At 69.8% G+C, this 13,846-nt stretch carries 9 protein-coding genes; 3 read left to right on the top strand and 6 right to left on the bottom strand.

Annotation, left to right across the window (positions count from 1 at the left end; translation table 11 throughout):
* Positions 1-4: 4 nt before the first annotated feature.
* Entirely contained in the window at positions 5-979 is a 975-nt protein-coding gene (locus CEK66_RS19165) for a lipase family protein (RefSeq protein WP_152237958.1), read from the bottom strand.
* 289 nt (positions 980-1,268) lie between these two features.
* On the opposite strand from CEK66_RS19165, the gene CEK66_RS19170 reads away from it, so the two are divergent.
* A complete protein-coding gene (locus CEK66_RS19170; protein ID WP_152237959.1) occupies positions 1,269-1,757 on the top strand; it encodes a pyridoxamine 5'-phosphate oxidase family protein in 489 nt (162 codons plus the stop codon).
* 171 nt (positions 1,758-1,928) lie between these two features.
* Here the strand turns inward: CEK66_RS19170 and CEK66_RS19175 are convergent, their stop codons facing one another.
* From CEK66_RS19175 to CEK66_RS19190, 4 genes are all read right to left on the bottom strand, one after another.
* On the bottom strand, positions 1,929-3,080 hold the full coding sequence (locus tag CEK66_RS19175) for a M50 family metallopeptidase (protein ID WP_152237960.1): 1,152 nt from the start codon (positions 3,078-3,080) through the stop codon (positions 1,929-1,931).
* Between the two features lie 311 nt (positions 3,081-3,391).
* Positions 3,392-4,450 carry an HDOD domain-containing protein gene (locus CEK66_RS19180; protein WP_152237961.1) on the bottom strand — a complete coding sequence of 353 codons (1,059 nt, stop codon included), beginning with the start codon at positions 4,448-4,450 and terminating at the stop codon, positions 3,392-3,394.
* 315 nt (positions 4,451-4,765) lie between these two features.
* Positions 4,766-5,251, bottom strand: a complete 486-nt coding sequence (locus CEK66_RS19185) for a nuclear transport factor 2 family protein (RefSeq protein WP_152237962.1) — start codon at positions 5,249-5,251, stop codon at positions 4,766-4,768.
* A 156-nt stretch (positions 5,252-5,407) separates the two neighbouring features.
* Positions 5,408-8,971: a methylmalonyl-CoA mutase family protein gene (locus tag CEK66_RS19190; RefSeq protein WP_152237963.1), complete on the bottom strand. Its 3,564-nt coding sequence runs from the start codon at positions 8,969-8,971 to the stop codon at positions 5,408-5,410.
* Between the two features lie 219 nt (positions 8,972-9,190).
* Here CEK66_RS19190 and CEK66_RS19195 point away from each other — a divergent pair, with 219 nt between their 5' ends.
* Complete coding sequence (locus CEK66_RS19195) at positions 9,191-9,508, top strand: hypothetical protein (protein WP_226978689.1); 318 nt, start codon at positions 9,191-9,193, stop codon at positions 9,506-9,508.
* Positions 9,509-9,972: 464 nt separating this feature from the next.
* Positions 9,973-11,073: a Glu/Leu/Phe/Val dehydrogenase dimerization domain-containing protein gene (locus CEK66_RS19200; protein WP_017908213.1), complete on the top strand. Its 1,101-nt coding sequence runs from the start codon at positions 9,973-9,975 to the stop codon at positions 11,071-11,073.
* A gap of 120 nt (positions 11,074-11,193) precedes the next feature.
* On the opposite strand, the gene CEK66_RS19205 is transcribed toward CEK66_RS19200, so the two are convergent.
* Positions 11,194-13,846 (bottom strand): autotransporter serine protease (locus tag CEK66_RS19205; protein WP_226978690.1); only part of this gene is annotated, 2,653 nt, incomplete at its 5' end.

Below are 13,846 nucleotides of genomic sequence, written 5' to 3' on the forward strand. Positions count from 1 at the left end.
GCATTCACGGCGTGGCCGCCGCCGGCGACGCCGCTGCCCCCTCCGGAAAGCCCAGCGCCTGCTCGGCCGCTCGCGCGGTCAGCGCCATGTCCGCCCAGGCCGGATGCGGCGTGGTGGGCGGGATCTGGCTGCGCATCAGCCGCTGCGGATCGGTCTGGTCGGCGAAGGTCCCGCTCCAGGCCTGCGGCGTCTGCCATAGGGCGTGCTGCAGCACGACCTGCATGTTGGCGATGGAGTGGCGCGGCAGCAGATGCGGGAACCAGGCGCCGTTGACGTCGTAGGCAGTGCGGAACGCCTGCCCCACCGACGCATAGCCGAACATGGACGGCGGCAGCGACGGCGCGTAGTCCCAGTAGTTGTAGCAGCGCGTGCTGTCGGCCGCGGCGATATGCGCGGCATAGGCCTGTTCCCAGCTCGCGTCGCCGACCATCGGGCTGCAGAAGTTGATGTTGCGGCTGGGCAGCCCCGGCCGGCTCAGCGCCAGGTCCAGCGAGAACAACTGGCTCAGCGCGCCGCCCAGGCTGTGCCCGGTGACGTAGACCTGGGTCGGCGCGAAGTGCTCCAGCAGCGCGAACAACTGCGCGCGCATCGAGGCGCGCATGGCGCCGCCCCTGCCGTTGTAGATGCCGTAGAACCCGGCCGACACCTGCGGCACCGGCGTGACGGTACCGGCGCTGGGCACGAAGGCGGTGGTGGAGAAGTCCAGGTCCTCGTAGATGTCCAGGTCCGAATCGGTGCCGCGGAACGCGAACAGATAGGTCCCGGCGGTGGCGGTGGAACGGAACAGCAGACCGAACAGCTCCTCGCTGCCCCCCAGCGGGTCGCCATCCCAGCCGGACCAGCGGGCGACCAGACGGTAGTCGGACGGCGCCGAGACCGGCTTGCCTTCGTAGGCCGCGTAGGCGGCGATGCTGGCGGCGGCCATCGCCAGGGTCAGTTGCGGCGGCAACAGCGGTTGCGTCGCGGGAATCGCACTCATCGGCAAACGTCCTGTCGGAAAGCGGCGCGTGCCGCGGGCAGTCGGCACACGCCTTCCCTGCGGAACCGTGGTCCGTCCGCCACGCTGCATGCGTGGCGTGGTCGCTTAGTAGCACTGGGGATCGGCGCGATGCTTCGATACGCATCGCAGCGCGCTGCGCGTCGCCGCACTTGTCTACAGAGGTACGCGCGCACCGGCTCTGCACGTGGCCTGCACCGTCCCGTCACGGACTGCGCGCGCGCCCGCAGGCACAGTGCAGGCGGGCACTGTCGCCCGCTCGGAGATCCGCATGGCCAGCCCGCAGGAACTGGAAGAGAAATTCTGGAAGGCATTGAAGTCCGACCGCACCGTGATGCTTGGCCTGGACGGCGTCGAAGACGGCCACGCCCGGCCGATGACCGCGCAGTTCGAGGGCGATCACGGCGGCCCGATCTGGTTCTTCACCTCCAAGGACAACGCGCTGGTGCAGAAGCTGACGCAGAGCCAGCGGGTGATCGCGGCGTTCAGCGCCAAGAACCACGACCTGTTCGCCAGCATCAGCGGCACGCTCAGCGTCGATAACGACCAGGCGGTGATCGAGCGCCTGTGGAACGGCTTCATCGACGCCTGGTACGAACAGGGCAAGGACGATCCGAAGCTGGCGCTGCTGCGCCTGGACCCGGATCACGCGCAGATCTGGCTCAACGGTTCCAGCCTGATGGCCGGCATCAAGGTGCTGTTCGGCATCGACCCCAAGCGCGACTACCAGGACAAGGTCGCCGACGTGCCGCTGCGCTGAGGTAGACGCGCTCGCCACGCCGCCGTCGCGCCGGCTGCATGCGTGCAGCCGGTGCATCCGCTCGCCCGGCCGCCTCCTGCCCGCCGGGCGCATCGCGTCTGCATGAGGTCGAGAAAACGCGCCGCGCTTCATGCAAGCGGCGCATGGCGTCGACCGCGCCCAAGCAACGGGTCATTCGGCCTTTAGCAGTCCACGAATCGCATCGCGCAGCACGGCTTCGGTGGCTCGCAGGGCACGATCGACCTGGTCTTCGGCCGCCGCCTCTGCCAGCCGCAACCACGCCTGCGCCCCCGCCGGGTCGGCGTGCCGCGCGGCCATCAATGCCCGGCAGCGCGGACGCAACGCAGGAGCGATCCAGTCCGCCTCCGCCGTCAGTCCCGCATCCAGCACCTCCATCTCGGCGCTTCCTGCCATTGCACGCGAAAATGCGAATTCGCACCGCAGCAGCATGACCAGCGTCTCCCATTGCGCGGCAGCGTGCCCCGCCTCGGCGAGGCGCTGTTCCATCTGCGGCTGCAGTTCCGCCGCTTGCCGCCACTGACCACGCTGTTGCGCCGCCTTCAACGCAAACCAGCTGTGGCACAAGGCCAGGTCGCTGCGTGCGAGCACGTCCAGGCGGGACGGCGACAGCCTGTCCGCGGTGACGCCCTGGCATGTCCACCCATTGAGTTCTGCAAGCACGTACGCCGGGGCATCCGCTTCGTGCCACTGCGCCACATTCGCCCATTGCAAGCCGTCGGTTGCTCCCGACCGTCCCTGCACCGGCAACAGATTGATCAGTGCGACCGCGAAGTTGAGGACGCCGATGCCAACGCAGAATGCGCCCAGATTGCTGTCGACCCCGGCGCATCGCGCGGCAAGCCATGCGATCGACGCCACCAGCAGATTGGCCGCCGGCCCGCCGACGATCGTCAATCGATACTGCCGGCGCAGCGACAGGGAGGGATCCGGCACGGGCAGCACGAAACCGATCGGATGGCCCGGACGCACGCGCCGCCAACGCATCCTCCAGCCACGGCGGCGCGCATGCAGTTGCAGCGGGCCGATATGGATCAGGTAGACGGTCATGCCCGCGGCACGTGCCGCCAGCACGTGGCCGCACTCGTGCAGCGCCACCGTCGCCATGCCCGCCAGCGGAAGACTGAGCAGGATCACCGGCAACTCGACCATGCCCGGCGCCCAGACGCCCTGGACCAGGGCGATAGCGCCGACCGCCATCGCCGAGACGCCGATCAGCAACAGCACGCCCTGCACGCCTGTCAGGAGCCGATTGAGCCAAGGCGATGGCATCCACGCGCCGCGTGTTGTCCCGGCCGAACTCATGGCCGGCTCCGCGCGGCACCGAGCGGCCACCTGCCAAGCCGGAACTGCGCAGCGCATGCATGCGCAGGCGCCGCCAGCAGGGCGCCACCTTCATGGACGGCGATCGTCGCCAACGGCGCCAGCAAGCAGATCAGCCTCGGCGCCAGCGTGGACACGACAGGGATCCGCGCCTGCGTCGGCGCATGCTGTCTCGCGCTGTCGGCTGCGCCGACCTCCCGTCGCATCGCCCGGTAGCCGCGCATCACTTCGGCACCCGCCCGCTCTGCCGCACGTTTCGACCAATCACTGGCTGGACCACGCAACGGCGCCACCTAACGGCGATAGCGCACCGCCAGCTGCGCGGCCGCCGCAGCGCGATGCCGGCGCAGGGCCAGGCCGAGCGCACTCATGGTCGCCGCATCGGCGTCGCCCGACTGCTCCTCCAGGGCGCGTTGCACGCGCGGCGACAGCCCCCAGTCCGCGGAAATGGCCTTGGCGCAGTGCGCCGACCAGGCCTCCAGCATCTCGGTCATCGCCGCCGGCGTGGGCGCTGCCTCGGCGTGGCGTGCGTGGACATCGCGCAGCACCTGCACCACCGAGACCGCACCCAACCCGCACAACAGCGCCAGCAACTGCGCGGCGTTCGCATCCTCGCGGTCGGGCACTTGGGAGGCGGCGTGCGCCGACAGCAGGGTGTGTTCCCACAGCACCGCCGCACAGCGGCCGAAGACGCTGCCGTCGTCGACGATCACCGGTTGCAGCAGCGCCGCCAGCACGATCTGGCGCAGGCCCTCGGTGCCGAGCAGGGCCACCGCCCGCTCCAGGTTCTCGATCGGCTCGGGATGGCGGCGGTAGACGACGCTGTTGGCGATGCGCAGCAGGTTGCCGGCCAGCGCCGGGTCCTGGCCCAGGATCGTGGCGATGGAATGGGCGCCGGCGGTCGGGTCGTTGATCGCGCGGGTGAGCTGCGGCAGCAGGTGCGGGCGTCGCGGCGTGTAGCGCGGATGCGCGTCGATGCGCGCCAGCACCGCGGCGGCCTCGGCCATGACCGCCGGCGCAGGCGTGGCCGACGTGCTCACCGGCCGGCCGGCGAATGCCAGCTCGCACAGACGCGCCAGGATCGCGGCATCCGGCACCGGATCCAGATCGAGCAGGGCCGGGTCGGCGAAAGGGTCGAGGCCCGGGTCCACCGGGGCAACAGGCGCGGCTGGCGCGGTGGGTGCAGACACTGCCGGTGCCGCGGATACGTCGGCATCCTCGGCATGGGCGCGCGCCTGCGGCGCCTCGGTCGCATCGCCGAGGCCACGCCGCAGCCACCACCACAGTCCGCCCCCCAGCATCAGCGCACCCGCACTGATGGCAATCCACATGATCGGCACGATCGTCGTCATCCGCAAAACATCGCCAAGTCCCCGCGCCCGGCCACCGGTGCGCGCCCACGCGGCACGCCATGTCATTCAAGCACGCCGCGCGGGTTTCTGCGCAACGCCGACGTGATGCGGTGGCCGACCGCCGTGAGGCGGTCATGGACAACGCGCGATCGCGCCACTCAGCAGCAAGCAAGCGGCGTGCCGACACCGCGCTGCACCACTCCATCAGCCTGTGGCGCCGCTCCTCGCTGCCGCCTGCGGACGGCACGTGGCGGATCTGGTCGGGGCGATGGGGCTTGAACGCCGCCCTATGGGGGGCGACGGCCACCCGCACGCTCAGTGCGGCGCCGGTGCGGGCGCGGTGCGATGCCCGTAGCTGAGTACCCGCGTCAACTTCCAACCGTCCGGATCCTGGCGCCACACCATCACGAACTTGGCGATGCCCTCGCAGCGGCCGCTGGCCAGCTCGCAGAAGCGGTGCTCGCCTTCCTCGATCGCCCCGAAGTCCTTGATCGGATAGACCCGCAACGTACCGGGCAGCAACTCGCGGCGGACCTTGCCGCAGATCCATTTGCGCGTGTTGTCGACGACGCTCGCGCGGTCCCAGGTGACGCCGCCGGTGTCGTGGTAGAACTCCACGTCCGGCACGAACGACGACTCGAACGCCGCCAGGTCGCAGCGGTTGTAGGCCTCGAACAGGCGCTGGTCCAGCGCCGCGACGGTGTCGAACAGCGGCCCCGCCGCCCCATCCCCGGCCGGTTCCACCGCGCGGGTCGTCGCCGCGCACGCCATCAACACTGCCAACGCTCCCCAGGCTTTCATCGGCATCCTCTGCGTGAATCGATGGGACACTATGAGACCGCCCAGGCCGCGGCCGCAAGATTGCCGCATGCGCTGGCGCGGCGCCGCAGAAGCGCACGCGGCAGGCACCCTCGCCGACGCCGGCGCGCCGGCGTCGGCAGCCACGACCGTCGGCGCCTACATGTTGCGCCGATACTCGCCGCCCACCTCGTACAGCGCATGGCTGATCTGGCCCAGGCTGTGGGTCTTGACCGCCTCCATCAGCGCCGCGAACACGTTGCGGCGCTCGCGCGCGGTGCGCTGCAGCGCGCCCAGGCCGGCGCCGTCGGCGGCCAGCGCCAGCGCGTTGCGGCGCTGCTGCCAGTCACGCACGTTGCCGATCTGCTGATCCTTCTCCTGCTCGGTGGAGCGGATCAGCTCGATCTCGGTCGCGGTCTCGCCGGCATGCTCCTTGGGCAGGAAGGTGTTGACCCCGACCAGCGGCAGGCTGCCGTCGTGCTTCTTGTGTTCGTAGTACAAGCTCTCTTCCTGGATCTTGCCGCGCTGGTACATGGTGTCCATCGCGCCGAGCACGCCACCGCGCTCGCTGATCGCCTCGAACTCCTTGTACACCGCTTCTTCCACCAGGTCGGTGAGCTGCTCGACGATGAAACTGCCCTGCCAGGGGTTCTCGCAGAAGTTCAGCCCCAACTCCTTGTTGATGATCATCTGGATCGCCACCGCGCGGCGCACGCTTTCCTCGGTCGGCGTGGTGATCGCCTCGTCGTAGGCGTTGGTGTGCAGGCTGTTGCAGTTGTCGAACAGCGCGTACAGCGCCTGCAGCGTGGTGCGGATGTCGTTGAACTGGATCTCCTGCGCGTGCAGCGAACGGCCCGAGGTCTGGATGTGGTACTTCATCATCTGGCTGCGCTCGTTGCCGCCGTAGCGCTCGCGCATCGCCCGCGCCCAGATCCGCCGCGCCACGCGGCCGATCACCGTGTACTCCGGGTCCATGCCGTTGCTGAAGAAGAAGCTCAGGTTCGGCGCGAAATCGTCGATGTGCATGCCGCGCGCCAGGTAGTACTCGACGATGGTGAAACCGTTGCTGAGGGTAAAGGCGAGCTGGCTGATGGGGTTCGCGCCGGCCTCGGCGATGTGATAGCCGGAGATCGACACCGAGTAGAAGTTGCGCACCTTCTGCTCGACGAAATACTGCTGGATGTCGCCCATCATGCGCAGCGCGAACTCGGTGCTGAAGATGCAGGTGTTCTGCGCCTGGTCCTCCTTGAGGATGTCGGCCTGCACCGTGCCGCGCACGCTGGACAGGGTCTGCGCCTTGATCTGCGCGTAGGTCTCCGCGTCCACCAACTGGTCGCCGCTGACCCCGAGCAGGGCCAGGCCGAGGCCGTCGTTGCCCGGCGGCAACGCGCCGTGATAGCACGGGCGTTCGCGGCCTTCGAACAATCGGGCCAGGGTCTGCTCGGCCTGGGCCCAGCGCTGCGCATCGGCCTTGAGATGTTTCTCCACCTGCTGGTCGATGGCGGTGTTCATGAACATCGCCAGGATCATCGGCGCCGGACCGTTGATGGTCATCGACACGCTGGTGGTCGGCGCGCACAGGTCGAAGCCGGAGTACAGCTTCTTCATGTCGTCCAGGGTCGGGATGTTGACTCCGGAGTTGCCGATCTTGCCGTAGATGTCCGGGCGCGGCGCCGGGTCCTCGCCGTACAGGGTGACGCTGTCGAAGGCCGTGGACAGGCGTGCGGCCGGCTGGCCGACGCTCAGGTAGTGGAAGCGCCGGTTGGTGCGCTCGGGCGTGCCCTCGCCTGCGAACATGCGGATCGGATCCTCGCCGGTACGCCGGTACGGATACACGCCGCCGGTGTACGGATAGCTGCCGGGCAGGTTCTCCTTGCCGAGGAAGGTCAGCAGTTCGCCCCAGCTCTTGTAGCGTGGCGCGGCAATCTTCGGAATGGACTGGTGGCTCAGCGACTCCCGGTAGTTCTCCACCCGGATCGACTTGCCGCGCACCGCGTATTCGGTGACCGGGTCGGTGATCGACTTCAGCCGCTGCGGCCACTCGCGCAGCAGTTTCAGCGATTCGCTGGACAGCGACTGCAAGGCATCGTTGTAGCGCTGGCGCAGGAGCAGCAGGCTGGCGTCGACGGCGTCGACGGACGCATCGGCGGATGCACGCGACGCCGGCAGCAGATCCTGCGCCGCATACAGTTCAAGTTGCGCCGGCAGTTGCGGATCCTGCAGTTCGTGCAGCGCCTGCCAGAACGCCTGGGCACGGTCGGCGGCCTCGGCCTGGCGCAGCACCCCGGCATTGATCGCCTGGCCCTGCTCGGCGATCTCGGCCAGGTAGCGCACGCGTGCGCCGGGAATCAGCACGGTGGCGCGCGGCTCCTTCAGCGTGGTGTCGAGCTGCGGGCGGAAATCGCAGTGCGCCGGCGGGCCAGCGGCGGCATCGGCCTGCGCCGTCAGCTTGTCGCGCAGCAGGCGGCACAGGTTGACGAACATCCAGCTCACGCCCGGGTCGTTGAACTGGCTGGCGATGGTCGGATACACCGGCACCGCCTCGTCCTCCAACTGGAACGCCGCGCGGTTGCGCCGCCACTGCTTGCGCACGTCGCGCAGCGCGTCCTCGGCGCCGCGCCGGTCGTACTTGTTCAGCACCACCAGTTCCGCGAAGTCGAGCATGTCGATCTTCTCCAGCTGGCTCGGCGCACCGTAGTCGCTGGTCATCACGTACACCGGGAAATCGACCAGGTCGACGATCTCCGAATCGCTCTGGCCGATGCCGGCGGTCTCCACGATCACCAGGTCGTAGCCGACCGCCTTCAACAACGCGATGCAGTCCTTCAGCACCCGGTTGGTGGCGGCGTGCTGGCGCCGCGTGGCCATCGAACGCATGTACACGCGCGGGCTGCGCAGCGCGTTCATGCGGATGCGGTCGCCGAGCAGCGCACCGCCGGTGCGGCGCCGGCTGGGGTCCACCGACACCACCGCGATGCGCATCTGCGGGAAGCTGGCCAGGAAGCGGTTGAGCAGCTCGTCGGTGACCGAGGACTTGCCGGCACCGCCGGTGCCGGTCAGGCCGAGCACGGGCGCGGTGCGCCGACTGCGCGGCTCGGCCGCCGAGACCGCGCCGGACTGCCACTGCTTGCGCAACAGCGCCAGTTCCGCCTCCGAGAACGCCCCGTCCTCGATCGCCGACAGCATCTGGCCGATCCCGATCTCGTCGTCGATGTCCGGCAGCGGGGAGCCGGCCGGCGTCGCGCCACGCGCATCCGCCGCGGCCTCGCGGCCGCGACCTGCCCGCGCCACCACGTCCTCGATCATCTCCACCAGGCCCATCTTCATGCCGTCGTTGGGGTGGTAGATGCGCTCCACGCCATAGGCCTGCAGTTCGGCGATTTCCTCCGGGGTGATGGTGCCGCCACCGCCACCGAACACCCGCACATGGCCGGCGCCGCGCTCGCGCAGCATGTCGACCATGTACTTGAAGTACTCCACGTGCCCGCCCTGGTAGGACGACAGCGCGATCGCGTCGGCGTCCTCGTGCAGCGCCGCGCGCACCACATCCTCGACGCTGCGGTTGTGGCCGAGATGGATCACCTCGGCGCCCTGCGCCTGGATCAGGCGGCGCATGATGTTGATCGCCGCATCGTGGCCGTCGAACAGGCTGGCGGCGGTGACGAAACGCAAGGGACTGGCGTCCGTCTGCGGCAACGGAACGCGGGACGCGGGAAGGCTCATCGTGCGGACATCGAAAAGAGAATGCCGCGATTCTAGGCGCGCAGCGCGACACGGGCAGGTTGCGCTGCAGCATGCAGACCTGCGTCCCCTTGCCGCTAGCGCGCCGCTGCGCCTGGCTATCCGCTGCATGAATACGCCCTCGGCAGCGCGTCAACACACATGCCGATCGCGGCGTTTCCTCCCGCGTTGGCAGCCCGCCGATGCCTTCGGAGACATCGCATGTTCGCTCGTCCCTTGTTGCTGGCCACCCTGCTCGGCGGCGCGCTCGCCGGCGCCATGGCCGCCGCGCCCGCGCAGGCGCGCGAAGTGGTGGAACTGTCGGTTCGCACCGCGCCACCGCCGCCTCGGGTGGAACGGGTGGTGGTGCGGCCCGGCTATGTCTGGATGCCCGGTTACTGGCAATGGAACGGACGCCACCACGTCTGGGTCGCCGGCCGCTACGTGGTGGAACGGCCGGGCTACGTCTACGTCGGCCCGCGCTGGGAGCACTACGGCCCCGCCTATCGCTTCCACGCCGGCTATTGGGCACGCCACTAATCCCAGCTCCCCGAACCAGGCCCGCGATCGCCGTGCCGGCGGCGATCGCGGGCCACGCCGCCGCGGCATTGAGGGCCGCGGCAAGGCGTCAACAACTGCCGCCGACCATGGCGCCAACGCACGCCCCTCCCGCCGCACCAGCCTCGGTCACCGCGACCGCGGGACCGGCCGGGCGACATCGCGTCGCCCGCCCCTGTGTTCCCGGCGCCAAAGCCGCCCTCTCCCGCCACGCACGCCACCTCCCGCCAAACACGGGCACACCGCCTCTGGCGTCGCACAGCGCTACGAGATGCCCGCCCCGCCGACCACCACACCATCGCACCGGCGGCCGGCAATTGCTTTAAAATGTCGGCATCGCGACGCTCAGGGCCTGTTCCGGAACCGTCGCGTTTTTGTTTTGCGCCACCCACCAGGCACGTTCCTGGACCATGGTGACCGACACCTGCAACGCCAGCGGAGCCCCCATGCTTTTCGAAACGCTAGCCAACACCGGCCACGAACAGGTCGTCTTCTGCCACAACCGCGACGTGGGACTGCAGGCGATCATCGCCATCCACAACACCGTGCTCGGCCCCGCGCTGGGCGGCGTGCGCATGCGCCCCTACGCCAACACCGAGTCCGCCCTGCAGGACGCGCTGCGGCTCAGCCGCACCATGACCTACAAGAACGCGCTGGCCGGGCTCAACATCGGCGGCGGCAAGGCGGTGATCATCGGCGACCCGAAGAGCGACAAGTCCGAAGCGCTGTTCCGCGCCTTCGGCCGCTACGTCGATTCGCTGGGCGGCCGCTACATCACCGCCGAGGACGTCGGCACCGACGTCAACGACATGGAGCAGATCTACCTGGAGACCGAGTACGTCACCGGCGTGCACCAGGTGCACGGCGGCTCCGGCGACCCGGCCCCGTTCACCGCCTACGGCGCGCTGCAGGCGCTGATGGCGTCGCTGCAGCGCAAGTTCGGCCACGAGGAGATCGGCAAGACCAGCATCGCCGTGCAGGGCCTGGGCCACATCGGCATGGAGCTGGTGAAGCTGCTCAAGGAACGCGGCGCCAAGCTGTTCGTGACCGACCTGGACCCGGCGCTGGTCGCGCGCGCGGTGGCCGAATACGGCGCCGAAGCGGTGGACCCGGACGATATCTACGACGTCGCCGCCGACGTGCTGGCGCCGTGCGCCATGGAGAGCGCGCTCGACGAGGCCAAGCTGCCGCGGCTCAAGGTCAAGATCGTCTGCGGCACCGCCAACAACCAACTGGCCAATGCCGCGGTCGGCGAGGAACTGCACCGCCGCGGCATCCTCTACGCGCCCGACTACGCGGTCAACGCCGGCGGCGTCATGAACGTGTCGCTGGAGATCGACGGCTACAACCGCGAACGCGCGATGCGGCTGATCCGCAGCATGTACCACAATCTCGGCAAGATCTTCGACCTGTCCGAGCGCGAGAACATTCCGCCGCAACAGGCCGCCGACCGCATCGCCGAGGCGCGCATGCAGGCGATCGGCAAGCTCAAGCTGCCGCTGGGCCGCACCGCGCCGCGCTCGATGGGCCACCTGCGCGGCGAGTGATGCCACGCGCCGCCTGCGCCGCAGGCGGAAGGCCGCAGATCGCAGGGCCGGGACGTCCCGGCCCTGCTTGACGGATCGACCCCGCACCGGCGCCGCACGCGCCGGGCCGGGTCCCCGGACTCAGAAGCCCAGGCGATAGCGCAGCGACACCGCGCGGTCGTCGCCGCGCGGGCCGAAGCGCTGGTCGTAACCCAGCCCCAGCAACGCCCCATTCCAGCGCGTCTGCAGGCTGGCGCCGAACAGGCCGCCGGAGCGCGCCGGCTGCAGGTCCACCAGCGGCGCCCACGCGTTCACGCCGACGAAGCTGGCCTGCCGGTCCAGTCCCTGCGCGGCCAGCGTCTGCTGCCACTCGGCATAGCCCTGCAGCGACCAGCCGCGCCCGCCGAAGCCGCCGCGCAGGCCGGCCAACGCCTGGCTGCGCGAGGAACTGGCGGCACCGGCCATCAGCCCGAAGCCATCGCCGCCCTGTTCGCGGAAGCCATCGCTGTCGATGCGGCTGTAGTCGGCGCCGGCATACGGGGTCAGCCACGCCGGGCCGCGCCCGAGCCGATAGCCGACCTCCACGCTGGAGGACAGGAAGCGACCGGCATAACGGCTGGAGGCATCGGCAACGGTGTCGCCCAGCAGCAGGCTGCGGTCGAGCTGGCGCTGGTACTGGCCGCTGCCGAGTTGCGCCAGCGCGTACGCATTGCCCGCCATCGCGCCGAGATAGGCCTGACCCTGCACCTGGCGGTTGCGGCTGCGGTCCAGGCTGCCGGCGTCGCTGGCGCGGCTCTCGCCGAAGGCGAAGCCGGCCACCGCGTGGTCGCCCAGACGCAGGTCCTGGCCCATCAGCCAGCCATCGAGCTGGAACTGGCTGCCGGCGAAGCTGCCCTGCCCGGTCTCGCCCAGGCGCTGGCTCCAGGCGCCGACCGCGCGCGGTTGCTCGACCAGCGTGTCGAAGCGGCTGGACAGCGCGCGCCGCTGCAGGTCCATGGTGTCGAAGGTCATCGCGGTAGCCGCGGCATGCGCCTCGCCGGACAGGCTGCGCAGGGTCGCCGACGCCGCTGCCACGCTCGGCGACTGCTGCACCGCGCCGGCGGCCTTGAGCAGGGCGCCATCGACCGTGGCCGGGTCGTGGCTCAGCTGCGTGTTGAGCTGCGCGAACGCCGCGTCCACGCGCGTCGCCGAGGCCAGCGTGGCGGCGGTGATGTTGCCGAAGCTGGCCGCGGCCGCGGTGACGCTCAGCGACTGCACGGTGATCGAGGCACTGGTGGCGTCGTAGGACAGCGACGAGGTCAGGAACACGTTCGACGGCGTGGTCACCGAGGCGAAGGTGCCGGTGAGCCCGCCGTTGGCCTGCAGCACCGTGTACGCGGTGTTGTTGACCACGTAGTCGCGCTTGCCGAGCACGTACAGCGAACCGCCCTGCAGGGTGGCGCTGCCGCCGACCGAGAGCTTGTCGCCGACCAGCAGCGCCAGGCGGCCGTTGCTGCTCTGCACGTAGTTGCCGCTCAGGCTCAGCGTGGCCGCACCGACCTGGAAGGTGCCGGCATTGGCGACGCTGCCGCCGAGCGCACCGGTGCCGACGAAGGTGGCGCCATTGCTGATCGCCACGTTCGAGCTGCCCAGGCTGGCCGCGCTGAGCGTGCCGCCCTGCACCTGGGTGTCGCCGCTGTAGGTGTTCTGGGTGCCGCTGAGATTCAGCGTGCCGCTGCCCTGCTTGATCAGCCCGCCGCTGCCGGCGATGTTGTTGGCCCAGGTCGAATTGCCGGTGAATCCCACCGTCACGTCGCCCCAGTCGAAGCGGCCCGGTCCCTGCACGGCCTTGCCGACGTTGAGCAGGCCGTAGCCGAAGGTCGCGTCCACGCCGGGCGTGCCCAGGTCGGTGGCGGTGCCGAGCAGGGTCTGCCGGACCAGATCGTTGGTGAAGTACGGGAAGGCCTGCCAGACCAGCGCCGCCGCGCCGGACACCAGCGGCGCCGCGAACGAGGTGCCGCTGCCGTAGTAGTAGTCGGGGTTGCTGGTGGAGGTGGTCGCCTTGGGATCGACGAACACCTCGGTGCCGGGCGCGACCAGGCAGTAGCGCATCGCCGCGCCGCAGGCGTTGGAGTAAGAGGCCAGTTGCGTGCCGGTGCTCGAATCGGTTGCCGCCACCACCAGCCAGCCGCGCTCCAGGTCCGCCGCCGGCAGGGTGCCGTTGGGGCCGGCCTTGCTGGGCAGCGAAGCGATGTCCGAGGGCGTGGACTTGGATTCGTTGCCGGCGGCGAACACCACCAGGCCACCGTTGCCGAGCACGAACGGGCGGTACTCGGCGGCGATGGCATTGGTCGAGTTCAGGTCGGTCCAGTAGATGCCGCCCCACGAGTTGTTCATCACCTTGACGCCGGCATTGATCAGGTCCTGATGCACCTGGGTCAGGCCCAGTCCGCCGCTGACCTGGTTGCCGCTGCCGCTGCCGTCGTCCTTGGGCGGCGTGTCGGAAATGATGCGCGCGGACACGATCTGCGCGCCCGGCGCGATGCCGCCCGGCCACTGCCCGACCGACTTGCCTGCCGCCAGCTGCGCCACGGTGGTGCCGTGGCCGTCGACGTCGTCGACCTTGGTGTTGTTCTGGCTCGGATCGACGTAGATCAGGTTCGACACCACCCGCCCGGCCAGGGCCGGATGGTTGCGGTTGACGCCGGTGTCGACCACGCCGATGCGGTAACCGCTGCCGTCGTAGCCGGCGTTGTGCGCGGCCAGCGTATTGGTCAGGGTCAGGTGCGCGTCGAACGCCGGCTGGGGCGGCGGC

Origin of the sequence: Xanthomonas sp. LMG 12460 (genome assembly GCF_009192895.1) — a bacterium.
Lineage (GTDB): Bacteria > Pseudomonadota > Gammaproteobacteria > Xanthomonadales > Xanthomonadaceae > Xanthomonas_A > Xanthomonas_A sontii.

What these genes read in the sequence shown, in the direction of transcription:
- CEK66_RS19165 (WP_152237958.1), bottom strand. Translation starts at nt 979, where the DNA reads ATGAGTGCGATTCCCGCGACGCAACCGCTGTTGCCGCCGCAACTGACC.
- CEK66_RS19170 (WP_152237959.1), top strand. Translation starts at nt 1,269, where the DNA reads ATGGCCAGCCCGCAGGAACTGGAAGAGAAATTCTGGAAGGCATTGAAG.
- CEK66_RS19175 (WP_152237960.1), bottom strand. Translation starts at nt 3,080, where the DNA reads ATGAGTTCGGCCGGGACAACACGCGGCGCGTGGATGCCATCGCCTTGG.
- CEK66_RS19180 (WP_152237961.1), bottom strand. Translation starts at nt 4,450, where the DNA reads ATGACGACGATCGTGCCGATCATGTGGATTGCCATCAGTGCGGGTGCG.
- CEK66_RS19185 (WP_152237962.1), bottom strand. Translation starts at nt 5,251, where the DNA reads ATGAAAGCCTGGGGAGCGTTGGCAGTGTTGATGGCGTGCGCGGCGACG.
- CEK66_RS19190 (WP_152237963.1), bottom strand. Translation starts at nt 8,971, where the DNA reads ATGAGCCTTCCCGCGTCCCGCGTTCCGTTGCCGCAGACGGACGCCAGT.
- CEK66_RS19195 (WP_226978689.1), top strand. Translation starts at nt 9,191, where the DNA reads ATGTTCGCTCGTCCCTTGTTGCTGGCCACCCTGCTCGGCGGCGCGCTC.
- CEK66_RS19200 (WP_017908213.1), top strand. Translation starts at nt 9,973, where the DNA reads ATGCTTTTCGAAACGCTAGCCAACACCGGCCACGAACAGGTCGTCTTC.